The 25,158-nt window shown below is 60.2% G+C and carries 19 protein-coding genes; 7 read left to right on the forward strand and 12 right to left on the reverse strand.

The features are described from left to right. Positions 1–104 precede the first annotated feature (104 nt). Positions 105–1,142 carry an Ldh family oxidoreductase gene (locus ACWHXD_RS13085; protein ID WP_138762588.1) on the forward strand — a complete coding sequence of 346 codons (1,038 nt, stop codon included), beginning with the start codon at positions 105–107 and terminating at the stop codon, positions 1,140–1,142. A 32-nt stretch (positions 1,143–1,174) separates the two neighbouring features. Here ACWHXD_RS13085 and ACWHXD_RS13090 read toward each other — a convergent pair whose 3' ends face one another. After that, positions 1,175–1,495, reverse strand: a complete 321-nt coding sequence (locus ACWHXD_RS13090; RefSeq protein ID WP_019817806.1) for an ElaB/YgaM/YqjD family protein — start codon at positions 1,493–1,495, stop codon at positions 1,175–1,177. A gap of 164 nt (positions 1,496–1,659) precedes the next feature. On the opposite strand from ACWHXD_RS13090, the gene ACWHXD_RS13095 reads away from it, so the two are divergent. Further along, the gene (locus ACWHXD_RS13095; RefSeq protein WP_032892079.1) at positions 1,660–1,914 is read left to right on the forward strand and encodes a hypothetical protein; all 255 of its coding nucleotides are present in this window, start codon (positions 1,660–1,662) and stop codon (positions 1,912–1,914) included. Here the strand turns inward: ACWHXD_RS13095 and ACWHXD_RS13100 are convergent. Next, positions 1,886–2,806, reverse strand: coding sequence for a LysR family transcriptional regulator (locus ACWHXD_RS13100; RefSeq protein ID WP_138762589.1), 921 nt, complete (start codon positions 2,804–2,806; stop codon positions 1,886–1,888). The two genes, ACWHXD_RS13095 and ACWHXD_RS13100, sit on opposite strands and share 29 nt — an antisense overlap. Before the next feature lie 91 nt (positions 2,807–2,897). Between ACWHXD_RS13100 and ACWHXD_RS13105 the strand changes: the two genes are divergently transcribed. After that, complete coding sequence (locus ACWHXD_RS13105) at positions 2,898–3,824, forward strand: carbon-nitrogen hydrolase family protein (protein WP_138762590.1); 927 nt, start codon at positions 2,898–2,900, stop codon at positions 3,822–3,824. 554 nt (positions 3,825–4,378) lie between these two features. Here the strand turns inward: ACWHXD_RS13105 and ACWHXD_RS13110 are convergent. After that, on the reverse strand, positions 4,379–4,840 hold the full coding sequence (locus ACWHXD_RS13110; protein WP_003190908.1) for an LEA/WHy family protein: 462 nt from the start codon (positions 4,838–4,840) through the stop codon (positions 4,379–4,381). Between the two features lie 12 nt (positions 4,841–4,852). Beyond that, on the reverse strand, positions 4,853–6,283 hold the full coding sequence (locus ACWHXD_RS13115; RefSeq protein WP_138762592.1) for a nucleobase:cation symporter-2 family protein: 1,431 nt from the start codon (positions 6,281–6,283) through the stop codon (positions 4,853–4,855). 233 nt (positions 6,284–6,516) lie between these two features. Here ACWHXD_RS13115 and ACWHXD_RS13120 point away from each other — a divergent pair, with 233 nt between their 5' ends. Then, on the forward strand, positions 6,517–8,142 hold the full coding sequence (locus ACWHXD_RS13120) for a methyl-accepting chemotaxis protein (RefSeq protein ID WP_138762593.1): 1,626 nt from the start codon (positions 6,517–6,519) through the stop codon (positions 8,140–8,142). Between the two features lie 549 nt (positions 8,143–8,691). Here ACWHXD_RS13120 and ACWHXD_RS13125 read toward each other — a convergent pair. From ACWHXD_RS13125 to ACWHXD_RS13145, 5 genes are all read right to left on the reverse strand, one after another. Then, the gene (locus ACWHXD_RS13125) at positions 8,692–9,669 is read right to left on the reverse strand and encodes an NAD(P)-dependent oxidoreductase (RefSeq protein WP_138762594.1); all 978 of its coding nucleotides are present in this window, start codon (positions 9,667–9,669) and stop codon (positions 8,692–8,694) included. Next, the gene (locus ACWHXD_RS13130) at positions 9,666–10,958 is read right to left on the reverse strand and encodes an MFS transporter (RefSeq protein WP_032892074.1); all 1,293 of its coding nucleotides are present in this window, start codon (positions 10,956–10,958) and stop codon (positions 9,666–9,668) included. Before ACWHXD_RS13130 ends, ACWHXD_RS13125 begins: the two co-directional genes overlap by 4 nt. A 45-nt stretch (positions 10,959–11,003) precedes the next feature. Further along, positions 11,004–11,945: a sugar kinase gene (locus tag ACWHXD_RS13135; protein WP_138762595.1), complete on the reverse strand. Its 942-nt coding sequence runs from the start codon at positions 11,943–11,945 to the stop codon at positions 11,004–11,006. Further along, entirely contained in the window at positions 11,938–12,720 is a 783-nt protein-coding gene (locus ACWHXD_RS13140) for a sugar phosphate isomerase/epimerase family protein (protein ID WP_003190919.1), read from the reverse strand. The genes ACWHXD_RS13135 and ACWHXD_RS13140 overlap by 8 nt, the downstream gene beginning before the upstream one ends. 123 nt (positions 12,721–12,843) lie before the next feature. Beyond that, entirely contained in the window at positions 12,844–13,890 is a 1,047-nt protein-coding gene (locus ACWHXD_RS13145) for a LacI family DNA-binding transcriptional regulator (protein ID WP_138762596.1), read from the reverse strand. A gap of 246 nt (positions 13,891–14,136) precedes the next feature. On the opposite strand from ACWHXD_RS13145, the gene ACWHXD_RS13150 reads away from it, so the two are divergent. From ACWHXD_RS13150 to ACWHXD_RS13160, 3 genes are all read left to right on the forward strand, one after another. Beyond that, positions 14,137–15,420, forward strand: coding sequence for a hypothetical protein (locus tag ACWHXD_RS13150; RefSeq protein WP_050499414.1), 1,284 nt, complete (start codon positions 14,137–14,139; stop codon positions 15,418–15,420). A 228-nt stretch (positions 15,421–15,648) separates the two neighbouring features. After that, positions 15,649–17,634 carry a hypothetical protein gene (locus ACWHXD_RS13155; protein WP_138762597.1) on the forward strand — a complete coding sequence of 662 codons (1,986 nt, stop codon included), beginning with the start codon at positions 15,649–15,651 and terminating at the stop codon, positions 17,632–17,634. Between the two features lie 219 nt (positions 17,635–17,853). Beyond that, positions 17,854–20,115, forward strand: coding sequence for an autotransporter outer membrane beta-barrel domain-containing protein (locus ACWHXD_RS13160; protein WP_138762598.1), 2,262 nt, complete (start codon positions 17,854–17,856; stop codon positions 20,113–20,115). 56 nt (positions 20,116–20,171) lie between these two features. Here ACWHXD_RS13160 and ACWHXD_RS13165 read toward each other — a convergent pair whose 3' ends face one another. The 3 genes from ACWHXD_RS13165 to ACWHXD_RS13175 form a co-directional block, all read right to left on the reverse strand. Beyond that, the gene (locus tag ACWHXD_RS13165) at positions 20,172–20,633 is read right to left on the reverse strand and encodes a hypothetical protein (protein WP_138183575.1); all 462 of its coding nucleotides are present in this window, start codon (positions 20,631–20,633) and stop codon (positions 20,172–20,174) included. A gap of 205 nt (positions 20,634–20,838) precedes the next feature. Further along, on the reverse strand, positions 20,839–21,480 hold the full coding sequence (locus ACWHXD_RS13170; RefSeq protein ID WP_138762599.1) for a DUF1345 domain-containing protein: 642 nt from the start codon (positions 21,478–21,480) through the stop codon (positions 20,839–20,841). Positions 21,481–22,054: 574 nt separating this feature from the next. Continuing rightward, entirely contained in the window at positions 22,055–25,153 is a 3,099-nt protein-coding gene (locus ACWHXD_RS13175) for an efflux RND transporter permease subunit (protein ID WP_499084091.1), read from the reverse strand. Positions 25,154–25,158: the final 5 nt, after the last annotated feature.

A 25,158-nucleotide genomic window follows, 5' to 3' on the forward strand; every position in this document is an offset into this window, starting at 1 on the left:
AATCAGCGTTGCGCACGTTGACAGCGCAGAGCGTGCGTGGTGTTTAATCGAGGGTCTGGATGTTCCATTCGTTGCCCCTTCCAATCATAAAAACGGAGCTTCAAATGTCTGCGCAGTCCCCGACAGTTGCCCCCGCTTGCGCCTCGATCCGCTTCGCCGAACTGGTGGAGTTGCTTCAACAGGTCTTCGTCAGGCACGGCACGTCGCCGCAGGTTGCTGCGATTCTTGCGCACAACTGCGCCAGCGCCGAGCGTGACGGTGCCCATAGCCACGGTATTTTTCGCATCCCCGGTTACCTGTCGACGCTGGCCAGTGGCTGGGTCAACGGTACCGCCGTCCCCAGTGTGACCGATGTGGCCTCAGGCTGTGTGCGCGTCGACGCCGGCAACGGTTTTGCTCAACCGGCCCTGGCGGCGGCTCGCCCGCTGCTGGTGGAAAAGGCGCGCAGCGCCGGCATCGCGTTGCTGGCCATCCATAACTCCCATCACTTTGCGGCCCTGTGGCCGGACGTCGAGCCGTTTGCCGAGGAGGGGCTGGTGGCACTCAGTGTGGTCAACAGCATGACCTGTGTGGTGCCCCACGGCGCGGATCGCCCATTGTTCGGCACCAACCCCATCGCGTTTGCGGCGCCACGGGCCGACGGCGCGCCGATTGTGTTCGACCTGGCCACCAGCGCCATCGCCCATGGCGATGTGCAGATCGCTGCGCGCAAAGGCGAGCGCCTGCCGGCAGGCATGGGCGTCGATAGCCTGGGGCAGCCGACCCAGGACCCTAAAGCTATTCTGGAAGGCGGCGCACTGTTGCCGTTTGGCGGGCACAAGGGCTCGGCACTGTCGATGATGGTGGAGTTGCTGGCGGCCGCGCTGACGGGCGGCAACTTCTCGTTCGAATTCGATTGGACGGACCACCCTGGCGCGCGCACGCCTTGGACGGGCCAACTGTTGATCGTGATCGACCCCAGTAAAACCGCAGGGCAAAGCTTCGCCCAGCGCAGCCAGGAACTGGTGCGGCAGATGCATGCGGCGGGGCTGCGGCGCTTGCCGGGAGATCGGCGCCATCGTACGCGGGCGAAGTCGCAGGAAAGCGGAATAGAGCTGGATGCGCAGGCGTTGCGCGAGTTGAGGGCGTTGGCGGCGGGGTGAAACAGGCTGCGCGGGTGCGCAGCCTGGATGCATCAGTTACGGCGACCCAGCAACAGGCCGACCACCAGGCCAAAGCCTGCGGAAATGGCCACGGTCTGCCATGGGTGCCCACCGATATAGGTTTCGGTGGCATCCACGACCGGCTTGCTGCGTTCGCGCACGTTGGACACCGATTCCAGGGCTTGCTTGAGTTTGATGGCGACCTGCTCGCGCAGGGTTTCACCTTCCTCGCCCACCAGGGATGCGCTGCTTTTGAGCAGTTTGTCCGATTCTTCGATCAACGCGCTCAGTTCGCTGAACGCTTGGTCCTTGATTTGATCTTCGACAGCTTGGGCGGCGGTTTTGCGGGCCATTGAGTGACTCCTTGCAGGTGGATGTGGCAGTGAACAATGGAGTATCGGGGGGTGGCAAAAGTTGCAGTTTTTTTCCCCATGCGCTCATCCGAGGCAAAATCCGGATCGGGAACGTTGGGCCTACAGTGTAAGATGTCACCTATTTGTGCAGCAGGTAATTCAACATGAGCTTCAATCTCGCCAACAAGACCCTCGCCGAACGCGCCGAGCTGGAAGATGAAAAGTCGCGCCTCTACGACCTGTGGCAAACCAACCTGGGCAAGGCCAAGGGCGAAGCCGCACGCCTGTTCGGTGAGCGCGCCAAGCGCAAGGGCAAATGGGCCGAATGGGTGCGCTCCGAACTCGACGGCATGTCGCCGCCGGAGTTTTCCAACATGGTGCGCAGTGAAGTCAACAAGCTGATGGCGGCGGCGAAGTAAAGCACGCCACAATCGCTTCGCGCACCTTGAGCAACAGCGGGTCCAACTGAGCCTGGGTACGCCAGCCCAACTCCACCGGGTAGTGCGGCAGCGCCAGCGGGCAGGGCAGCACGCGCAGGCCGGTCATTTGCGCAATGGCGTGGGCCGCATGCCCGGGAATGGTTGCCACTGCGGTGCTGCCTTTGAGCAGATATGGCAGCGCGGCAAAGTGGCTGGTGGACGCGCACACGTGGCGGCGCAGCCCGTGCGCCGCCAAGCCTTCATCGGTAATGCCGATAAACCCGCCTGACGACACCAGTACATGCTCGCGTGTGACAAACCCCTGCAGGTCGATGGCCTCCTGGCCCGGCGCCAGGCTATGGGGGTCTACCAGGCAACGGTAGTCACCTTCCCCCAGCACCTGTCGGCTCAACCTGCGCTCGGTAAAACCGCCGGCGGTAATAGCCAGGTCCAGCGTGCGGTCGAGCAGGGCGGCGGCGACGATCTGGCTGTAGGTCTGGCGAAAGATCACCCGTAGCTTGGGCAGGCGCAGTGCGATGGCCTCCATCAGGCTTCGGCCATAGGCAGTCTCGAAGTCATCTGACAGCCCCAGCACCACCGAGCGCCCCTCGTAGTGCAGGTTTTGCGGGCTGATCATCGCCAGGCTCTGGCGGCAGCGATCCAATGCCTCACTGATCACCGGTTTCAACTGGTTGGCCCGCAACGTCGGCGCCAGGCCGCGGCCGGTGCGCACGAACAAAGGGTCGCCGTACAGCTCACGCAAACGCCGCAAGCCCGCGCTGATCGCCGACTGCGTCACGCCCAGGCGCAGCGCCGCACGGCTGGCACTGGATTCGTCGTGCAGGGCTTCGAAGGTTTTGAGCAGGTTCAGGTCAACCTGGGCGATATTCATTTGGCTCATATCATTTAGCACTGAGGTGGGCTTTATTCATGATCGAGTCTGGCCGGAGAATGGGCAACCCTTATCTATCGGAGTGAGCCTGATGCCTGTATCGACTGTCGCAGCCCTGCAAATCGGCGCCTTGCCTGGCGGCAAGGCTGACACCCTGGCGCAGATTCTGGCCTATGAGGAACAAATCCAGCGCAGTGGCGCGCACTTGGTGGTCATGCCCGAGGCGTTGCTGGGTGGCTATCCCAAGGGCGAAAGCTTTGGCACCCAATTGGGTTACCGCCTGCCCGAGGGCCGGGAAGCCTTTGCGCGGTATTTTGCCAATGCCATCGACGTGCCGGGGCCGGAGACCGAGGCGCTGGCCGGGTTGTCGGCGCGTACCGGTGCCAGCCTGGTGCTGGGCGTGATCGAACGCGGTGGCAGCACGCTGTATTGCACTGTGTTGTATTTCGAACCCTCGGGCGGCCTGGTGGCCAAGCACCGCAAACTGATGCCGACCGGCACCGAGCGGTTGATCTGGGGCAAGGGCGACGGCTCCACACTGCCGGTGATTGACACTGCGGTGGGGCGTATCGGCGGCGCGGTGTGCTGGGAAAACATGATGCCGTTGCTGCGCACCGCGATGTACGCCAAAGGCGTTCAGGTGTGGTGTGCGCCCACAGTGGACGAGCGCGAGATGTGGCAGGTGAGCATGCGCCATATTGCCCATGAAGGGCGTTGCTTTGTGGTCAGTGCTTGCCAGGTGCAGGCATCGCCTGAAGCCTTGGGTGTGGAGGTTGATAACTGGCCGGCGGACCGTCCGTTGATTGCCGGTGGCAGCGTGATTGTCGGGCCCATGGGCGATATTTTGGCGGGGCCGTTGGTGGGCGAGGCGGGGTTGTTGACGGCGCAGATCGATACCGATGATCTGGTGCGGGCACGGTACGACTATGACGTAGTGGGGCATTATGCCCGGCCGGATATTTTTGAATTGGTGGTGGACGAGCGCGCCAAGCCAGGCGTTCGCTATATCACTGACTAAACCCAATCAACCTGTGGGAGCTGGCTTGCCTGCGATGGCGGCCTGACAGCCGACATCTGTCTACCTGACACCCTACGATCAAACTGTGGGAGCGGGCTTGCTCGCGAAGGCGGCCTGACGGTCAACACAGTTGGACCGGGTACATATCCGTTATTTAGGTAACGGCCACTTAGGGTTCCGCCCTGACGGCGGCTCACTTTTGAGAAGCGCAAAAGTAAGCAAAACGCTCTTGCCCCACCACTCGGCACCTCGCTTAGGCTCGGTGTGCCCGAACACAGGCTTGAATCCGTGGGCCGCCGCCACGCGCCATCCATGGCGCGGGGCGGCTAACCCGGCGTCCTGCCGGGTTACCCACGAATTCAAGCCTGCGTTCGGCCAGCGTGGTTTAACGGGGCGCCTGAGATCAAGATCAAAAGCAGATCAAGAGCAAGAGCGGCTCGCTTCGCATCGTGGTTAGCGTTGGCTGCTGCAACCTAGAGATACCTATGGCCATCGCAGGCAAGCCAGCTCCCACATTTGATCTTGCGTGTTCGGGGGATTTGGTTTTCAGCCACTTACCAAGTGGCGGTGTTCGGCAAGTCCAGGGTGCCACGTTCTACAAAACGCATGGTGCCAAACAGGCCACCGGCCAGTTTGCCGCGCAACACGTAGGGCAGGTTGTTCAGGCTTTGGGTCTGGCTCAGGCCCAACGTCTGGCGCAACACCGAAAACGCTGAAACGCTGACTGGCACCATCAACACGGTTTCAGAAAAGCGTGGGATGCTGCCAGCCTGATCGCTGACGCCAGAAGCGAGTGGCCGGCCATTGACCTCCAGGTCCAGGGCCACGCCGTTGTAGTCGATTGCCGCTTCATTGGGGTTCTGTACCCGCAGCTTCACGGCAAAGCGTACTTCCAGGTCCTGGCTTTGCAGCGGCTCGATGCCCACTACATTGATGTTCACCGGGTCGCGGTTGGGGAACAGTGCGCAGGCGCTCAAGGTCAGCAGCAACAGCGATAGAACCATGAGCTTGCGCATAGAGAAATGCTCCTACTTTGGGGTGACGTCCGGGTCTTGCATGACCTTGAGGGTAGAGGACTCCGGCTCGAATTCATCTTCTTCCAGCTCTATGAACTCTTCGGGCAGGAAAATGTTCAGCAAGATCGCACAGAATGCACCCACGGTGATCGGCGATTCGAAGATGTTGTGCAGCGCCTTGGGCAGTTCGCGCAGCACTTCCGGCACGGCGGCGACGCCCAGGCCCATGCCTAGGGAAATCGCCACGATCAGCACATTGCGCCGATGCAGGCCCGCTTCGGCGAGGATCTTGATGCCGGCCACGGCCACGGTGCCGAACATGATCAGGGTTGCGCCGCCGAGGACCGGCTTGGGCATCAGTTGCAACACTGCGCCGATCATCGGGAACAGCCCCAGCAGCACCAGCAGGCCGGCAATGAAGTAGGCCACGTAGCGGCTGGCCACGCCGGTCAGTTGGATCACGCCGTTGTTCTGGGCGAATGTCACCATCGGCAGGCTGTTGAAGGTGGCAGCCATTGCGGAGTTGAGGCCGTCGGCCAGCAGGCCGGACTTGATACGCTTGATATACAGCGGGCCCTTGACCGGTTGCTGGGAAATCATCGAGTTGGCGGTCAGGTCACCGGCCGCTTCCAGGGGCGAAATCAGGAAGATTACCGCCACCGGGATAAACGCCACCCAGTCGAACGAGAAACCGTACTTGAACGGCACGGGCACGCTGATCAGCGGCACCTGGGGCAGGGCACCCATGTCGACGCGGCCCAGCAGCCACGCGACTACAAAGCCCAGGCTCAAGCCGATCACGATCGAACCCAGGCGCAGGAAAGGGTTGTTGAAGCGGTTGAGTACCACAATGGTCAGCAGCACCAACGCCGCCAGGCCCATGTTGCCCGCCGCGCCCAGGTCGCTGGCGCCATAGCCGCCAGCCATGTCGGTGACCGCCACCTTGATCAGCGACAAGCCCATCAAGGTGATGATGGTGCCGGTGACCACCGGGGTGATCAGTTTGCGCAGCTTGCCGATGAACTGGCTGAGCACCACTTCGATAAACGCCGCGAAAAAGCAGATGCCAAAGATCGTCGAGAGGATCTCATCGGTGCCGCCGCCCCGGGCCTTGACCATGAACCCGGCGCTCAAAATCACGCTGATAAAGGAAAAGCTGGTGCCTTGCAGGCACAACAGCCCCGAGCCCACCGGCCCGAAGGTGCGCGCCTGCACAAAGGTGCCAAGCCCCGAGACAAACAGCGCCATGCTCACCAGGTACGGCACTTCGCTTTCCAGCCCCAGTACGCCGCCAACGATCAGGGTGGGCGTGATGATGCCGACAAAACTCGCCAACACATGCTGCAACGCGGCAAAAATCGCGGCGGTGAAGTGCGGGCGGTCTTCGAGGCCGTACATGAGGTCGGATTTATAGCGCGGGCGGGGGGCTTGAGCGTCAGACAAAATGATGGCTCGGGTCAGAAAATGGAGGCGCAGGATGCCAGAAAGTGCCAGGCGCCTGAAGTGTAAAAAAATATTTATAAACACCCTGCGCTAAAGCCATGGCCCAGCCGATATCAAGCATAGGCCCACACTACAACGACAACAGTGGTGACCAAGGTCTGGGCAGCGCGTTGACGCTGACGGATCGTTTCGCGGCAAGGATGCACGCAAACACTACTTCTGAGAGCAGCCCTATGTCCCTCCGTCACCTGAATATTGCCCCTCGCGCGTTTATCGGTTTTGCCTTCATTGCGGTTCTGGTGGTGCTGCTGGGCGTGTTTGCGGTCAACCGTATGACGCAAATGCGCCAAGCCTCCCAGGACATGAGCGCCAACCAACTGCCCAGCATGACTCACCTGGGCACCATCACCGAAAACGTGCTGCGCATGCGCATCCTGTCGTTTCGCGTGCTGGTCAACCGCGAGCCTGCCGCCTTGCAGGAAGCCGAGACGCGCATTGGCGTGCTGGCTGACAAGGTCAAGACCGCCCAGGCCGCCTACGCCACGCTGCCTGCGGGCGCGGAGGAGGCTGCGTTGTACAAGGCCTTTGGCGTCACCCTGGACAACTACCTCAAAGCCCAGGCCGAGATGGTGGCATTGTCCAAACAAGGCAAGGTCGACGAGATGCGCGCACTGATCAACAGCCGCATCAAGGACGGCACCGACCAAATGGGCGAGCAATTGAACAAGCTGATCGCCATCAATGCGGGCGACGCCAAGCAAGCCGACGTAGATGCCGGGCAAAGCTACGAGGGCGCGATCACCGGTGTGGTAGCGGTCTCTGTAGTGGCGGCGTTGCTCACCGTGCTATTGGCCTGGTTGCTGACCCGCAGCATCGTGACCCCGCTGCGCAAGGCCGTGGAAGTGGCCGAAACCATTGCCGCCGGCAACCTCAGCAAAACCATCGAGGACGATGGCAAGGACGAACCGGCGCGGTTGCTCAGTGCGCTGTCGACCATGCAAGCCAGCCTGCGCCAGACCATCCAGCACATCGCCGGTTCGGCCACGCAGCTGGCTTCGGCGGCGGAAGAGTTGAGCGCGGTCACCGAAGAGGCCTCCCGTGGCCTGCAACAGCAGAACAATGAAATCGACCAGGCCGCCACGGCCGTCAATGAGATGACGGCGGCAGTGGAGGAAGTGGCGCGTAACGCAGTGTCCACCTCCGAGGCGTCCGGGCAGTCCAACCAGGCCGCGCGGGAAGGCCGTGATCGGGTGATGGAAACCGTCGGTGCGATCCAGACCATGACCCAGGACGTGCAGAACACCTCCGCGATGATCGAGGGCCTGGCCGCCCAGGGCCGGGATATCGGCAAGGTACTGGATGTGATCCGCGCGATTGCCGAGCAAACCAACCTGCTGGCGCTTAACGCAGCGATTGAAGCCGCCCGTGCCGGCGAGGCCGGACGTGGCTTTGCGGTGGTCGCCGATGAAGTGCGCGCCCTGGCCCATCGCACCGCACAGTCGACCCAGGAAATCGAGAAAATGGTCGCCGGCATCCAGAACGGCACCGGGGAGGCCGTGCAGTCCATGCAACAAAGCAACCAGCGCAGCCAGACCACCCTGGAAATGGCACGCGCAGCCGGCGCCTCACTGGAACAGATCACGGCATCCATCAGCCTGATCAACGAGCGCAACCTGGTGATTGCCAGCGCGTCGGAAGAACAGGCCCAGGTCTCCCGCGAGGTGGACCGCAACCTGGTCAACATCCGCGACCTTGCCACCCAGTCGGCCGCGGGCGCCAACCAGACCAGCGCAGCCAGCCATGAACTGTCGAGGCTGGCGGTGGACTTGAATGGAATGGTGGCCAGGTTCGTCGTCTAGAAGCTGCCACAAAAACCTGTGGGAGCTTTACAGCCAGCACATCATGGGTTGGCTTACCGTTATCGCAGCATAGGTATCTGTAGCGCTCAACGGTAACCACGATGCGAAGCGAGCCGCTCTTGATCTTGATCTGCTTTTGATCTTAGGCGCCCCGTCAAACCACGCTGGCCGGAATTCGACAGGGATTTGGGGGGTAAACCGGCAGGGATGCCGGTTTAGCCGCCCCGCGCCATGGATGGCGCGTGGCGGCGGCCCCCCAAATCACTGGCGGATTACGGGCACACCGAGCCTAAGCGAGGTGCCGAGTGGTGGGGCAAGAGCGCTTTGCTTACTTTCGCGCTTTTCGAAAGTGAGCCGCCGTCAGGGCGGAACCCTAACTGGCCGTTACCTAAATAACGGATATGTACCCGGTCCAACTGTGTTGACTGTCAAGCCGCCTTCGCGAGCAAGCCCGCTCCCACAGTGGGATTGTGGGGGTCAGGTAGAGAAGTGTCGGCTGGTAGGCCGTCATCGCAGGCAAGCCACACACACAGTTGCTCTTGTGTTGTATCAGTGCCTCCATGCCCCAGGATTCACCAGGTTTACCGGCTTTTCGCCAGCCAGTGCCGCCAGCAGATTATCCACCGCACACTTGGCCATTGCCTCCCGCGTCTCATGGGTGGCCGAGCCGATATGCGGCGTAGCTACCACATTATTCAACCGCAACAACGGCGACGCATGATCCAGCGGCTCTTTCTCAAACACATCCAACCCCGCCGCGCGGATAGTGCGTTGCTGCAACGCTTGCACCAGCGCCGCCTCATCCACCACCTTGCCTCGCGAGATATTGATAAAAATCGTCTCTGGCCCCATCAGCGCGAATTCCTCGGCGCCAATCAACTTCTCGGTTTCAGCGGTCAACGGCAATGTCAGGCAGACAAAATCCGCCTCTTTGAGCAAGTCCTGCAGGCTTCGATACTGCGCGCCAAAGCGCGCCTCCACCGCCGGCTTGGGCGAATGGCTGTGGTAGATCACCGGCATGCCGAAGCCAAAATGCCCACGCTGTGCCAGGGCTTCGCCGATGCGGCCCATGCCGATGATGCCCAGGGTCTTGCCATGGACATCGCTGCCAAAATGCGCCGGGCCGATGTTTTTGTTCCACTGGCCGGCACGCACCATGTCGGCCAGTTCCACCACGCGCCGCGCGGTGGCCAGGATCAGCGCAAAACCGGTGTCGGCGGTGGTCTCGGTAAGCACATCCGGAGTGTTGCTCAGCAGGATGCCGCGCTCGGTCAGGTAGTCGATATCGTAATTGTCGACGCCCACCGAGACGCTGGCCACGGCTTCCAGCTGGGGCGCCAGGTCGAGTAGCCGTGCGTCCAGGCGCAGGCTTGCCCCCAGCAGGCCGTGGGCGGTAGGCAGGGCATCGCGCAGCTTGGCCAGGCCGGTTTCATCCAGTGCGTCGATCAGCGTGACCTCGACCTGCTCATGCAGACGAGCCATGAGCGGCGCGGAGAGTTTTTTGTACAACACGACAGACTTTTTCATGAGGTTTTTACCTTCAACTCCAGGGTTGGCGCCGGCACGCGGTCACTGGCGCCGGGCTTGAGGAAAATCGTCAGCACCACGGAAAGCATTAAGGCGCCGCTCATCAGCAGGTACGAAGCGCCGGGCGAGCCGGTGCTGCTGTTGAGGTAACCCACCAGGTACGAGCCACCGAACGAGCCCAAGGCGCCCATGCTGTTGATCAGCGCCATGGCGCCACCGGCGACGTTGGCCGGCAGGATTTCCGGGACGATGGCGAAAAACGGGCCGTAGGGTGCGTACATGCACGCCCCGGCGATCACCAGCAGGGTGTAGGACCACCAGAAGTGTTCGGCGCCCAATACGTAGGACGCGTAGAAGGCAATCGAGGCAATCAACAGCGGCGGCCAGACAAAACGCTTACGTTTTTGCAGCTTGTCCGAACCCCAGGACACCACGAGCATGCCAATCACCGCTGCCAGGTACGGCAGCGCCGAGAGCCAGCCGGCTTCGACCATGTCCATCTGCAAACCGGCCTTGAGGATCGACGGCAACCACAGCACGAAGCCGTACACGCCAATGCTCCAGCAAAAGAACTGCAGGGCGAGAATGATCACCTTGGGCGAACGGAACGCCTCGGCGTAGTTCTTCACGGCCTTGATTCCCACCTGCTCGGCGGCCAGGGCGGTTTCCAGGCTGTGCTTTTCGGCGTCGCTCAGCCACTTGGCATCCTTGGGACGCTCATCGGCCAGCTTCCACCAGATAAACGCCCACAACACTGCCGGCAGGCCCTCGATGATAAACATCCAGCGCCAGCTGAAATGCTGCACCAGGTAGCCCGACACCACCGACATCCACAGCATGGTCACCGGGTTGCCGAGGATCAGGAAGGTGTTGGCCCGCGAGCGCTCGGCACGGGTGAACCAGTGACACAGGTACACCAGCATGGCCGGCATCACGGCGGCCTCGACCACCCCGAGCATGAAGCGGATGACGATCAGCATGTAGGCGTTGGACACCACGCCAGTCAGCGTGGCCAAGCCGCCCCAGAGGATCAGGCTGACGAAGATCAGTTTCTTGACGCTGCGCTTTTGCGCGTAGATCGCCCCTGGCACCTGGAAGAAAAAGTAGCCAAGGAAGAACAGCGCGCCGAGCAGCGAAGACATGCCCGGCGTGATCATCAGGTCTTCGGCCATGCCGGACGCGGCGGCGAAGCCGTAGTTGGCGCGGTCCAGGTAGGCCAGGCTGTAGGTGATAAAAACGATAGGCATGATGTACCACCAGCGACGGGTGGCGAGTTTCACGGTTTCCATGGGGTTGCTCCTGAGCTTGTTGTAGTTGTGGCAACAGGTAATGGGTCACGCAACGGATCGGGTGGGTAATTCAGCGCGGGTCGGCAAACCCTCCATATCGCCACGGCTCTGCACGGCGCGGCTGCCGATCCAGTTGCCGCGCTGCACGGCCTCGGGGAAGCTTGAGTTTTCCAGCAGGGCGCTGATCATGCCCACGGCAAAGCCATCGCCGGCACCGACCGTATCCACCACCTTGGCCACCGGTACGGCGGCGACAAAACCCTGGTCCATATGGGTGCGGTAATAGGCGCCCTCGGCGCCCAGCTTGATCGCCACGGCTTCGGCGCCCTGGTCGAGATAGAACGCGGCGATGTCTTCTGGATCGTCGAAACCGGTGAGCAGGCGGCCTTCGCCCAGGCCCGGCAACACCCAGTCGGCCAGAGCGGCCAGGGCATTGATTTCGCGGATCATCTGCGCCTGGCTGGCCCACAGGGACGGGCGCAGGTTCGGGTCGAACGACACGCTGCGCCCGGCCTTGCGCATTTGCGTCATCAGCTCGAACGACAGTGCGCGGGTGGCGTCGGATAACGCTGGCGGAATGCCGGTGGCATGCAAATGGCGAGCTTGCAGCAACGTCGGGTGGATGGCGTCGATGCACAAGTGGCTGGCCGCCGAGCCTTTGCGAAAGTACTCCACTTGAGGGTCTGCGCCGGCCTCTTCACGGGACTTGAGTTGAAAGCCGGTAGGGTGCAGCGGGTCGACGGCCACATGGCGGCAATCGAGCCCCTCTTTGCTCAGGGTATCGACCACAAAACGCCCGAGGGAGTCGTTACCCACGCGGCTCAGCCACGCCACGTTGAACCCCAGGCGCGACAGGCCGATGGCGACGTTGCTGTCGGCGCCGGCAATGCGTTTGTGAAACTGCCCGACCTGGGCCAGGTCGCCGGTCTGTTCGGCGACAAACATCGCCATGGTTTCGCCAAACGAGAGGATATCGATCTCAGACATGGGCGTTCTCCACATGGGGTTGGCCAAGGCGGGCCAGGGTCGCGACCTGTTGTGCGGTGACCTCGATCAGGTCATCGCCCTGCAGGGGAAATTCCACCGCCCGGGTAATACCTTGAGTCATGTGTTTAAGCAGTTGTTCCCACAGATGCAGGTCTGTGGCGCCCGGCGGCAAGGCCACCAGCTTGCCGTCGGCGCGACGGGCCACGGCCTTGCAGTGCAGGTAATCCACATGCCGGCCCAGCAACCGCGCAGCGGTGAGCGCGGATTGGTCTTGCCACTGCCAGTTGCCGATGTCGAAGGTCATTTTCACTGGCAGGCCCAGGCGTTCGACTTCGGTGAAAAACCGTTGCATCGGCTCTATGCGCCCGCCGTGCAGGGTCTGGTCGTTTTCCACCAGCAGCTTGACTGGGTGGCGGTTGAGCAGGGCGTGCAGGCTTTCCAGATCGTTGGTATCGGTGAAGTAACCGAGGGATACCTTCAGCCAGCCCGAACCAAAGGCCTGGGCGCGGTCCAGGGTCGCGGCCAGCTCGGCATTGGGCTGGGCACGGCCGGCGACCCAGAGTTCCAAGGGCGAGGAAAAGACTGATTCCAGGCCTTGTTCTGCAGCGGCCAGGGCCAGTTCGGCCGGTTGCTCGGTGGTGAGCAGCTCTTCACGCCACTCAATGCGCTGGGCACCGGCGGCGCTCAGCAGCGCGACAAAACTCAATTGGCCCTGCTGGCGAACCAGGTCGGCGCCGTAGCTGGAAAGGCTGATGGAGACGGGGTATTTATGCATTGTTGTTTACCTCTGAAACCGGTTTCATTTTTTTCTGAAAAAAAACGCACAACCCTTGTAGGAGCGAGCTTGCTCGCGAAAAACTCGAGGGCGCCACGCTCAACCTGATGCTGCGCGTTATTGTTAACGACTTTCGCGAGCAAGCTCGCTCCTACAAAGGGACAGAGCGGTCGAGCCGCGGATAATCAGCTCGGGTAAAAAATCCAGGGTGCGGGTGGGGGCGGTGTCGCCGCGCAGGCGCTTGAGCAAACAGTCAAAAGCGCTGGCGCCAATCGCTTGCGTCGGTTGGGCGAGGGCGGTGATGCCGCTACCTACCAGCGGGTACCAGTCCAGGTCATCCAGGGCGATCAAGCCCACGTCTGCGAACAGGTCGCAGCCCAGCGCCTTGAGCGCACGGGTGCAGGCCAGCGCCGCCACGCCATTGGCGCAAAACAGTGCCTTGGGGCCGGGTTTGGCGAGAAAGGCTTGCAGACGGTTTTCCAGTTCGCCATCCAGTTCAACCACGGCACCTGTCAACGCCGGGCGCTGGGCAATCTCGATGTTGAAACTCGCCAGGCGTTCCAAGCGTGAACTGGTGCCGTCGGTGGTCTCGCTCACCAGCAGCACCTCGCGGTAACCCTGCTTCTCCAGATGGTCCATCGCCATACGCACTGCCGCCGGGTTATCCAGGCCCACCAGGTCGCTGTGCAAGGGCTCGACCTTGCGGTCCACCAGCACCAGGGGCATTTCCCGTTGCAGTTCCAGCAGTTGGTCGAGGTGATGGCCCAGGGTGTTCACAATCAAGCCTTCGATGTTGTACGAGCGCAGCGCTGCCAGATGCTGGCGCTCCTGCTCGTCATCGCGGTCGGTGTTGCACACCACCAGGCTGTAGCCGTGCTGGCGGCACGCGGTTTCGACGCCGTGCATCACGGCAATGGAGTAGGGGTTGCGAATATCGGCCACCAGCATGCCGATCAGGCGCGTGCGCCCACGCTTGAGGCCGCGGGCCATCTGGTTGGGGCGATAACCGAGTTCGTCGATGGCCTGTTCGATGCGCAGGGCAATGGCATCGGAGAGCAGGGCGCGGTCATCGCCGATAAAGCGCGACACGCTGGCCTTGGACACGCCCGCGCGCTCGGCGACATCGAGCATTGTCACGCGGCTGCGCTGGGCGGCGGAAAATGAAGTCACGGTGGAGCCTTTTTTATTGGAATTCGGATTGCGCTGAAACCGGTTTCAGAAGACACCAGCCATTGCTTGCAGTCAAGAGGAAATTCGCAGGATGACACCCTGTTCAGGTAGATGAGTCCGACGGGCGGCAATTGCACCTGTTAGTTCTGACAGTATCCGGGCGGGCGTTTCGGGTGTTCAATCGGCTTCAAGTTAACGGCATTACCGCATTAAGCATGTTGGATGTTGGGCCCACAGGAGGGCGGCATGAGCAAGTCAAAACCGATAAAGTCAAAGCCCAAAAAATCACAGGCGGGTAAAGTTGTTGCTGGGGCTGAGGCCGTCCTGGATTTTGATGGCCCCCGGGTGGTTCGCGCGCTGTCCGATGGATTAGTGCCTGCGCAGTACTATTTCAACAATCTGGAGTGCGAAATCGTTACTCCATGGACCTTTCTGCCCGGACCTGGCGAGACTCATTACGCCGTACCCGTATGGCATGACCAAAGCGCCGCACCCATCGACGTGCTACCGGCCTTGCGACTGGATGGCCCACTCACCCCTGGGGACTTTCCTTATCCATTTGAAATTCGCCAGGACCTCCTGCTGAACAGTGCGATTGTCTATCTCTCTTTTCGAGTCCATCTCGACTCGCCAACCTCACCAAATTTCGATACTTCTTTGCCCACCCTGCTCAGAATAGACCGCGATGCGCCTGGGGTGGGAGGGCCGCTGCTACCAGCCATTTTTCCGGTTGATCCGATCACTGACGTTTACTTGGGCATGACGCCACTGGTGCCCATGGAAGTTCCTGGGGGTTATCTGGGACGTGAGATTGGTGATGAAATACTGATGTATTTTTCGGATATGAACACGTTACCGACCGGTGCTCCCGCTGTGGTTTCCCCGCCGCTGATCAGTGCTACTGGGCAAATATTCGTAGATGTCCCCAATACGGTTTTCCAGAACTTTCCGGGTGCTGCTTTTATTTTTTGCTTCTACCGGCTGCGCGATCGCGCCGGTAATCTCAACCCAGAGTTTTCACCTGTAGCGCAGGCCGCGCTGCGAGTGGGGCTGCCCGCCCCGACTTATATGCGGCCGCGCTTTCCGCAGGCTGACTCCGAACCGATAGCGAACCCGAACAGATATATGACGTGCGCCTGCACACCCAAAATCTGGTTCGGCGTCGAAATTCGCATTGACCCGAATACAGGCCCGGGCATGGGTATCCAGCACGGGGACTTGGTCGTGATGCACTTTCAGGGATACGGGCAGGCCCCCGATGAGAATCCACTTCCTGACATCGTCGATACACAAAGTCATATTTGGAACGAGGTGGTAGACGCCTTGGGTTACTCCTTCTGGATTCTCGATGTAGAACGTTTGATCCGCCCGCTCAAGTTAAATGCGGGAGGGGAGGCGAATTACAAGGTGTACAGGGGGGGGGGATTGATTGGTCGGTCTGCCTCCCGGTTCGCACGGTTTGACCGCGTAGTGCCTTCGACGCCACCCGCTCGCTATTGCTGGATTCACGGCGATGCGCCTGAGCCCTGACCCGGGGCGCACACGTACCGCCTCCTGTGTGTTTAGCGCTATCGGGGCACCGAGGCGGATTTCATTGCAAGCATTTAGTGTTGTGGCTATGCCGCATATGAAGCGGTAGGGAGAGGTATTGCCGGGAAATGAGTTCGTTGGTACTTGAGATCGGAGGTCGAACGCAGCCCGGCGGATGAGTGGTTTTTGTAAGAAACCTATATTGGACGAACGTGGAGATCATCAAAAATGAGCAGCAATCCGAATGTGCCACTGGCCCCCCGGGCAGCCCCAGCCGCTCCCACTATTGTGGGGGCACTGGATGATACCTCCGGGACGATTTTGGCCAGTAATGCGACGGCCGACCTCACTGTACGATGCAAAACGGGCGACTTTTCAGATTTTGATGATTTTATCCAAGTCGAAATGGCGGACATAACGCAAACATTAATTGTCTGGGTTGCTGTGACACCGCCGATGCAAATGAGTACGGACTCCGCTTTCCCTATCCCTGATAGGTTCAATATCACCGTACCCGCTCCAGCAGGTGGTTTCCGGCATGGTTTCTATCAGCTACGTAGCGTTCAATACCTCAACATCGGTGGTGTTCCGGCAGCGCAGGGAGAACATTCGGACCCTGGCAATTTTACCGTTGACCTGCTTTCGCCCTATTCCGATGCCACCTTTCGTGAGCAGCCCAATGCAGTAGGATGGCCCGCAACGCTTCCCGCAGGTGCCGTGATCGACAATAACTATTTGGTGATGCATGGCGGGGTGCAGTTCGATATTCCCGATAACACCTTCGTGCCTGTTCCTGGCAGGTGGGCTGCCGGTGACTTCATTACCTTCTATTGGAGCCCGGTGATGTTCCCGCGCCCAATGGACATCGTCAGCCCCCCCGGTGGGATTCCAATGCTGGAGACGGGCAATACGTATTTCCTACCGGCAGCAATGATTGATGTAAGTGGGGACTACTACGCGTTCTACACCCTCACAGACCGGGCGGGTAACGTCAGTCGCCCTGCGTACGTCGAAACTCGGCGCGTTGCGTTGATCGACGATCCGGATCGCGGAACCCCGCATTTACCGCTGGCACCTTTCCCCGATCCTGGTGAAACAGACAACTTGATTGATATCAAGGATTACCTGCTTAACCCTGAAGTATGGGTCAGGACGTATAACAATCACGCCCCCTTGCTTGATCGGCTGGAAGTGGATATTGGCGGCCTGGGTTACAACGGTCTGGGATTGCCATTCACAACGTTCCCGCAGAGATTCAGTAATTTGCAGGCTGCATTCCGTGCCGCTTATACCCAGGCCATTGGGCCACAGCCGACGACCGTGCAGTATCGAATTTCCCGCAATGGTACTTTTTTCCCTTCGTTCCCTCACACGTTCATGCTCGATTTGTCGGTAGGCGGTCCCGTCAACCCTGGGGAGCCAGGTTCACCCAACATCAACCTTAACCAGGCCCACGTATTCGGTGCTGGCTCGACGACTCCGGACGTATTGCTGCCTGCCCATGCTGATCAAGATGTACGCGTGGACATCGTGCCGTGGACCGTTGCAGAGTTGCCGCATGCGGGGTTGTCGATCATCTTGCTCTGGGAGGATGAGCGGGTCGGACCGTTCCCTGTCAGCGCGACGGCCAATCCGATCTCGTTCTTTATTGGCTGGGACGTAGTCGCCCGTCATGGCAACGACATCAAGACCATCAAGTATCTGGTCCTCGACCCGGCGGCGACAACCAACGAAAACGAGTCGCCGCCCACCACGGTCGATGTGCAGGGCGCCGTCGTCGTGGAGTTGGCGAAAGCAGAGTATGTGGTTGCGACCGCGGGTCGTTGGTTCTGTTCGGACTTGGAGACTCGGACGCCCGGCACTCCGCCCGTGCTGTTTGGTAAGGTTCATGTGCCAGGCGATATACGCATGGCCGTCGGTGTGCCACTGACCTTGACGTTGAGCCTTACCAATACCCACGCCAGCCTGCCACCTGGGCCGTTCCCGTTGACGCTTACTCACCCAAGCTTGAGCCCAGCAGACATCGCCAACGGGATCACGTTCGAAATTGACTACCAGCCTTACCTGGCCCAGGCCCCGAGGGGGACGTGCGTGGCGACCTATGAAACGGTTCTGAGCAATGGAGTGACCGGCCATGGTGAGCCATCGGTTATACGTAGCACGCTGGCGAACACCCACTTCTTCTGCGACGGGGCCAATATTCCTTCACCTTGATCAAGCCTGAAAAGAATAGGGGAGCGCAGCTCCCCTTTTTTGCTTTGCGCAAGTATTTCCCCCTGCCCGGACCGCCGCCGGTTCACTCGCCTTAATAAGATAATTCCTACATAGCTTGGGATGCTTGATCCGTACTCTCTGCGCCGTACAGGTAAGGCTCCATTCCTTGGGAACGAGCCAAACCGTTTTCATCGGCTCTACCCCAGAGAGTGAACGACCATGCACGTACCCGCCCACTTTAAGCTCAAGCCCTTGAGCGCGATTATGAAAGTCCCGACCATGACCCTGCTTATGTTTGCAGCGGTTCAGGGGGCTGCCCACGCCGATCATTTGATTGGCGAACAAAAGACCATTGACGCCAGTGAAGCGTCCAAAGACTGGCAACTGGATCATAAGTCCGAACTGACCCTTAATGGCGCCGCTGCACAGAGTATCCGGGTCAATGATTCGGCGTTGATCGTGAACGCCGGCAGCCGTGTGAATGATATCCGCGCTACGCAAGGCTCGACTGTCAGCCTCACTGGTGCACATGTGGAGTCGAGCAACCCGTCGTTTGGCGCCGTACGCCTGGATGACAGCACCGCAACCATCACTGGCAGCACCCTGATCAGCCATACCAATTTTGGCTTGCAGGCGTTTCAGAGTGCCGGTTCGCTTAAGGGTGGGGTTGCTGAAGTGTTCAGCAGTGTCATCAAAGGCGCTGCTGCCGGTGCGCTTGCGCAAGGTAACAGCGAGCTGCATTTCAACCAAAATACCTGGGTTGAAGGCACCGGTGCCGACAGTGCTGGCGTTCGACTGGACAGCGGCGCACTCGTAACCGCCAGCCAAAGTACATTGATCGGTGGCAAGAACGGTGTACTCATGACGAACCTGTTGAACAGCGCTGAAACCGGCAAGCTGGTGCTGGACAACTCGCATGTCGAAGGTCGCACGGGTTCCGCGATTCTTGTAGAAGGCAGGCCGGGTCGTGTTCCGACGGTCGACATCGACGTACGCAATGGTTCGACCTTGACCGGTGGTAACGGCACGCTGCTGGAAGTGAACGATGGCGCGACCGCCAATATGAATATCGATAACAGTCGTTTGAACGGCAATGTGATTGTCGAGGATGGCAGCACCGCGCATTTGAGCCTGCAGAACAATGCCGGCCTTACCGGCCAGTTGAAAAATGTCACCAGCCTGAACGTGGGCGATGCATCTTTTTGGGAGTTGACCGGTGACAGCCAGGTGGGCGCCTTGAACCTGGCTGGTGGCACGGTGACGTTTGGTGCCACTGATGCGTTTTATCAGTTGGGCCTGGACACACTGGAAGGCAACGGCACCTTTGTCATGGGCACCGATTTTGCCCGTGGTGTCACCGACTTTCTTAACATCGAGGGTGAGGCCAAGGGCAATCACAGCCTGTTGCTCACTGCTAGCGGTGCGGAGCCGGTCAACCCTGAAGACATTCGCATCGTGCACACTGGTGGCGGCGACGCCCATTTCTCCCTGGTGGGCGATGCGGTCGACGTAGGTGCCTACTCCTACGGCTTGAAAAAGGAAGGGACCGACTGGTTCCTTGACCCGAACAATCGCGTGATCAGCCCTGGTACGCGTTCAGTCATGGCGCTGTTCAATACTGCACCTACCGTGTGGTACGGCGAGGCAACTTCACTGCGTACCCGTATGGGTGAATTGCGCTTTGAACCTGGCCAGTCGGGTCTGTGGATACGCGGGTATGGCAACAAATACAAAGTGTCTGACAGCACGGGCTACGACCAGACCCAGCAGGGCTTTACCCTGGGCGCCGACATGCCGCTGGCCGATAGCCAGTGGTTGGTGGGTGTGATGGCTGGTCACAGCACGTCTGACCTGAACCTCAAACGCGGTACATCCGGTAACGTGAAAAGCTACTACCTGGGCGCTTATGCCACCTGGCTGGACGAGGAGAGTGGCCTGTATTTCGATGCGGTCGCCAAGGTCAACCGGTTCCACAACGAGTCCAAGGTCGGTTTGAGCGACGGCACCACGTCGAAAGGCAAGTACAACAACACCGGTGGTGGTTTGTCGGCAGAGTTCGGTCGCAATATCAAGCTCGATGACGGCTTCTTTGTTGAGCCGTATGCCCAGGTGTCGACCGTGGTGATCCAGGGTGCCAATTACAACCTGGACAATGGCCTGCAAGCCAAGGGTGAGCGTACTCGCTCGATCATGGCCAAGGCCGGTGCAACGGTTGGCCGTGATATCCAACTCGACAGTGGCAGCGTGGTCCAGCCCTACCTGCGGGCGGCAATGGTGCACGAGTTTGCCAACAACAATAAGGTGTCGGTGAACAACAATGTATTCAACAACGACCTATCTGGCTCGCGTGCCGAGTTCGGTGCGGGGGTGGCGGTGAAGCTGTCGAAGAACCTGCAACTGCATGCTGACCTTGAACACAGCAGCGGCGGCAAAGTTGAACAGCCTTGGGGTGCCAACGTGGGTGTTCGTTACACCTGGTAAATCCCGATTAGGAAAAAGCCCGTATCGCTAGATACGGGCTTTTTTTGTTTGCTGGTTCAGGTGTGAATGTCGAAGTTAATGATCAAGTCGTGTATCTGTCCGTTCGCGTCGGTATCGGTGGTAGCAACAGCGGCGCCTTGTACCTTGATAAGGTGCGGGAAGATTTTTTGAATGGACAAGGTGCCGACAATGCCGCGAACGGCATAGGGTTTGTCCGGTGTCTTGACCGATAGCCAAATTCTGGTGGAGGTGAATTCACTCTGCGCCAAATTGAACGTGGTGCCGGCCGGCGTATGATCCGCAAACTGAATATAGATTTCCCGCACTGTATCCTGGCCCTCGGTGTTGCGCCCGGTAATACCCAGAATGCGTTGGAAGGGGTCATTCACAATATTGATGGTTTTGATCTCGATGCTCTGGCCATCCAGGAACACCGAGAAGGTTCCCTCTGCCTCAAGTGCCCTGGGGAACAATACGCTCTGTTGGTGGGACGTCGGCGTTGCAGTTGGTGCTGGCATGATTGCGTCTCCATCTTTGATGAATAGGTCAAAACACGGAACGGTGCCTGGCTTTATCGACAACTGTCCTCGAATCAGCCACCGTACCTTGGTTTCAATTAGACGCGTTTTCTTGAATAAATCTACTGTCAGATATGACAGTTCAATAGGTCGGTTCGTTATTTCTTTTAGGCTTAAGCAAGTGCTCAGCAAGAGGGTGTATCGCTTAACCGAAGAGTCCTGCCGCAATATTGATCGAGAATCCCAGGATCGCTGTATTGAACAGAAACCCGATCAACGACTGCCCCAGCACCACCTTGCGCATGCTTCGCGTGGCCACACCCACATCCGAAGTCTGCACCGCCACGCTGATGGTGAACGAGAAATACAGGAAGTCCCAGTAGTTGGGCGTCGTCAGTCCCTCGGCAAAACGCAGCGCCGGTTCCTTGCCGTCCCAGGTGTAATAAAGGCGCGCATAATGCACGCTGAAAATCACTCCGATCAGCAACCACGAACCGATGACTGTCAGCCCGGTGAAACCGTAGTGCAGCAGGCGTTCCGAGGTGGCAAGGTCTTTGCTACCCACCAGTTCGAAGGTGATGGTCGCCAAACTGGCGATGGCGGCGATACATACCATGAACAGCACCAGGCCGGCGTTCTCGTCTTCGATTTCGGCGATGCGCTTGACGTCCGGGGCCTTGGCACGAATGGTGAGCCACAGCATCAGTACCAGGTAGGTCCAGACGCCGACGTTCCAGCCGATCAGGATTTTGCTGGCGAGGGTGTTGGCCGGCACCAGGAGGCCGACGGCCAGGCCCAGTACGGCGGCGGATGAGAGGCGAGGGTGGGTGCGGGCGAGGAAGGGCATGGCGGCTCACAGATAACTATGTTTGAGCACCATAGCTTATTCGGGTGTACCTGATCATGAATGCAATCAATAACCCTGTGGGAGCTGGCTTGCCTGCGATGACGGCCTTTCAGCTGACGCCTATTTACCTGGCACCCCGCGATCCAACTGTGGGAGCGGGCTTGCTCGCGAAGGCGGCCTGGCAGTCAACACAGTTGGACCGGGTACATATCCGTTATTTAGGTAACGGCCACTTAGGGTTCCGCCCTGACGGCGGCTCACTTTGCAAAAGCGGCAAAGTAAGCAAAACGCTCTTGCCCCACCACTCGGCACCTCGCTTGGGCTCGGTGTGCCCTCACTCCGGCTTGAATCCGTGGGCCGCCGTCATGGGCCATCCTTGGCCCAGGACGGCTAACCCGGCGTCCTGCCGGGTTACCCACGGATTCAAGCCTGCGTTCGGCCAGCGTGGTTTAACGGGGCGCCTGAGATCAAGATCACAAGCAGATCAAGAGCAAGATCAAGAGCGGCTCGCTTCGCATCGTGGTTACCGGCGACGGGTTCAACTTGCAAGCCACCACATTGGCTGCGGGGTTGATCAGTTTGGTTTATGGCGCTTGCGCACCAGCTTCATTACCACCACGAAGAACACTGGCACAAACACCACCGCCAATGTCGCCGTGATCATCCCGCCAATCACACCGGTACCAATCGCCTGCTGGCTGGCCGAGCTGGCCCCGGTGGCAATTGCCAAGGGCACCACGCCGAGGATAAATGCCAGGGACGTCATGATGATCGGCCGCAACCGCAACCGCGCCGCCTTCAAGGTGGCGTCGATCAAGTCCTCGCCCTGGTCATACAGGTCCTTGGCGAACTCGATGATCAGGATCGCGTTCTTCGCCGACAGGCCGATGATGGTGATCAAGCCAACCTTGAAGAACACGTCGTTGGGCATCCCGCGCAAGCTCACGGCCAACACCGCGCCCAGCACCCCAAGCGGCACCACCAGCAACACTGAGGTAGGGATCGACCAGCTTTCATACAGCGCGGCCAGGCACAGGAACACGATCAGCAACGACAGGCCCAACAGCAGCGGTGCCTGGGAGCCGGACAAGCGCTCCTGCAATGACAACCCCGTCCATTCCTGGCCCAGCCCGACGGGCAGTTGGCTGACCAAACGCTGGATTTCGTTCATGGCCTCGCCCGTGCTGTGCCCCGGCGCCGCTTCGCCGCTGATGGCGATGGCCGGGTAGCCGTTGTAACGGGTCAACTGCGTCGGGCCTTGGGTCCACTTGGCTTGGACAAACGCCGACAGCGGCACCATCTTCCCGGCGTTGTTGCGCACGTGGATCTTCATCAGGTCGGCCACCTGGCTGCGCTGGTCGCCTTCGGCCTGCACCACCACGCGCTGCATGCGGCCCTGGTTGGGGAAGTCGTTGATATACGCCGAACCGATAGCGGAGGACAGCACGTTGCCCACGTCGGCAAACGAAACGCCCAAGGCGTTGGCCTGCTTGCGGTCCACTTCCAGCTGCACTTGCGGCGCTTCGGCCAGGGCGCTTTCGCGCACGTTGGCCAGGATCGGGCTTTTCGCTGCAGCGTCCAGCAATTCGGTACGCGCGGCCATCAACCCGGCGTGGCCGACGCCACCACGATCCTGCAAACGGAACTCGAAACCACTGGACGTGCCCAGGCCGTCTACCGGTGGCGGCAGAACGGCGTAGGCAATCGCGTCCTTGAGTTCGCTGAAGGCCATGTTGGCGCGATCAGCAATTGAGGACGCGGAGTCATCACTGCCACGTTCCGACCAATCCTTGAGCGTGGTAAACGCCAGCGCCGCGTTTTGCCCAGAACCGGAAAAGCTGAAACCCATGATCATGGTGGTATCACCCACCCCAGGCTCTTCGGCGTTGTGTGCCTCGATCTGCTCGGCCACCTGCACCGTACGGTTCTTGCTGGCGCCCGGCGGCAACTGGATATCCGTGATGGTGTAGCCCTGGTCTTCCACCGGCAGGAACGAGGAGGGCAGGCGGCTGAACAACAGGCCCATGCCCACCAGCAAGACGAGGTAGATCAGCAAGTAGCGGCCGCTGCGCTTGAGGGCATAGGCCACCCAACCTTCATAACGATTGGTGAGTTGGTCAAAGCGCTGGTTGAACCAGCCAAAGAAACCACCCTTGGCATGGTGCTCGCCCTTGGCAATCGGCTTGAGCAAGGTGGCGCACAGGGCCGGGGTCAAGGTCAGGGCCAGGAACGCCGAGAACAGGATCGAGGTGGCCATCGACAGCGAGAACTGCTGGTAGATCACGCCCACCGAACCCGGCATGAAGGCCATCGGCAGGAACACCGCCACCAGCACCAGGGTGATACCGATGATGGCCCCGGTGATCTGGCCCATGGCTTTCTTCGTCGCGTCCTTGGGCGACAGGCCCTCGGTGGCCATGATCCGCTCGACGTTTTCCACCACCACGATGGCATCGTCCACCAGGATACCGATGGCCAATACCATGCCAAACATGGTCAGCACGTTGATCGAGAAACCCAGCAGCAACATGGTGGCGAAGGTGCCCATCAGCGCAATCGGCACTACCAGCGTAGGAATCAAGGTGTAGCGCACGTTCTGCAGGAACAGGAACATTACCGCAAACACCAGCGCCATCGCCTCCAGCAAGGTGTAGACCACCTTGGTGATCGAGACCTTGACGAAGGGCGAGGTGTCGTAGGGAATCTTGTATTCCACATTGGCCGGGAAGTAGCGCGACAACTCGTCCATTTTCGCCCGCACCAGCGTGGCGGTACTCAAGGCATTAGCGCCGGGAGACAGTTGCACGCTGACGGCGGTGGACGGCTTGCCGTTCAGGCGGGTGGAGAACTGGTACTCCTGGCTGCCGACTTCCACCCGCGCCACATCGCCGATGCGCACGGTGGAGCCGTCGGGGTTGGCCTTGAGCACGATGTCGGCGAATTCGGCCGGGGTGGAGAGTTGCCCCTTGACCAGCACCGCTGCGGTGATTTCCTGGGTGTGGGTACCCGGCAGGTCACCGATGCTGCCCGCAGAGACCTGGGCGTTCTGGGCGCTGATCGCGGCGTTGACGTCGGCCGGCGTGAGGTTGAAACCGATCAGCTTCTGCGGGTCAATCCAGATACGCATGGCGCGTTCGGCCCCGTACAACTGGGCCTTGCCGACGCCGTCCAGGCGCTTGAGCTCGTTCATCACGTTGCGCGCCAGGTAATCGCTGAGCGCTACGTCGTCGAGCTTGCCGTCGTTGGAGGTCAGGGTGACCAGCAGCAGGAAGCCGGCGGAGACTTTCTCCACCTGCAAGCCCTGCTGGGTCACCGCTTGCGGCAGGCGCGGCTCCACGGCCTTGAGGCGGTTTTGCACATCCACCTGGGCCATTTCCGGGTTGGTACCCGGCTGGAACGTGGCGGTAATGGTCGCCGAGCCCAGGCTGCTCTGGGATTCGAAATACAGCAGGTGATCGGCGCCGTTGAGCTCCTGCTCGATCAGGCTGACCACGCTCTCATCCAGGGTCTGGGCCGAGGCGCCAGGGTACACCGCGTAGATTTCCACCTTGGGCGGCGCGACGTTGGGGTACTGGGCCACCGGCAACTGCGGGATGGCCAGCGCACCGGCCAGCAGGATGAACAAAGCCACCACCCAGGCGAAGATCGGGCGGTCAATAAAGAACTGCGGCATGACGG

This window comes from Pseudomonas fjordensis, from assembly GCF_976987115.1.

Coding starts and splice junctions, on each gene's coding strand:
- ACWHXD_RS13130 (WP_032892074.1), bottom strand. CDS start 10,958: ATGGAAACCGTGAAACTCGCCACCCGTCGCTGGTGGTACATCATGCCT.
- ACWHXD_RS13140 (WP_003190919.1), bottom strand. CDS start 12,720: ATGCATAAATACCCCGTCTCCATCAGCCTTTCCAGCTACGGCGCCGAC.
- ACWHXD_RS13125 (WP_138762594.1), bottom strand. CDS start 9,669: ATGAAAAAGTCTGTCGTGTTGTACAAAAAACTCTCCGCGCCGCTCATG.
- ACWHXD_RS13105 (WP_138762590.1), top strand. CDS start 2,898: ATGCCTGTATCGACTGTCGCAGCCCTGCAAATCGGCGCCTTGCCTGGC.
- ACWHXD_RS13160 (WP_138762598.1), top strand. CDS start 17,854: ATGCACGTACCCGCCCACTTTAAGCTCAAGCCCTTGAGCGCGATTATG.
- ACWHXD_RS13110 (WP_003190908.1), bottom strand. CDS start 4,840: ATGCGCAAGCTCATGGTTCTATCGCTGTTGCTGCTGACCTTGAGCGCC.
- ACWHXD_RS13095 (WP_032892079.1), top strand. CDS start 1,660: ATGAGCTTCAATCTCGCCAACAAGACCCTCGCCGAACGCGCCGAGCTG.
- ACWHXD_RS13090 (WP_019817806.1), bottom strand. CDS start 1,495: ATGGCCCGCAAAACCGCCGCCCAAGCTGTCGAAGATCAAATCAAGGAC.
- ACWHXD_RS13170 (WP_138762599.1), bottom strand. CDS start 21,480: ATGCCCTTCCTCGCCCGCACCCACCCTCGCCTCTCATCCGCCGCCGTA.
- ACWHXD_RS13175 (WP_499084091.1), bottom strand. CDS start 25,153: ATGCCGCAGTTCTTTATTGACCGCCCGATCTTCGCCTGGGTGGTGGCT.
- ACWHXD_RS13085 (WP_138762588.1), top strand. CDS start 105: ATGTCTGCGCAGTCCCCGACAGTTGCCCCCGCTTGCGCCTCGATCCGC.
- ACWHXD_RS13150 (WP_050499414.1), top strand. CDS start 14,137: ATGAGCAAGTCAAAACCGATAAAGTCAAAGCCCAAAAAATCACAGGCG.
- ACWHXD_RS13135 (WP_138762595.1), bottom strand. CDS start 11,945: ATGTCTGAGATCGATATCCTCTCGTTTGGCGAAACCATGGCGATGTTT.
- ACWHXD_RS13100 (WP_138762589.1), bottom strand. CDS start 2,806: ATGAATATCGCCCAGGTTGACCTGAACCTGCTCAAAACCTTCGAAGCC.
- ACWHXD_RS13165 (WP_138183575.1), bottom strand. CDS start 20,633: ATGCCAGCACCAACTGCAACGCCGACGTCCCACCAACAGAGCGTATTG.
- ACWHXD_RS13120 (WP_138762593.1), top strand. CDS start 6,517: ATGTCCCTCCGTCACCTGAATATTGCCCCTCGCGCGTTTATCGGTTTT.
- ACWHXD_RS13155 (WP_138762597.1), top strand. CDS start 15,649: ATGAGCAGCAATCCGAATGTGCCACTGGCCCCCCGGGCAGCCCCAGCC.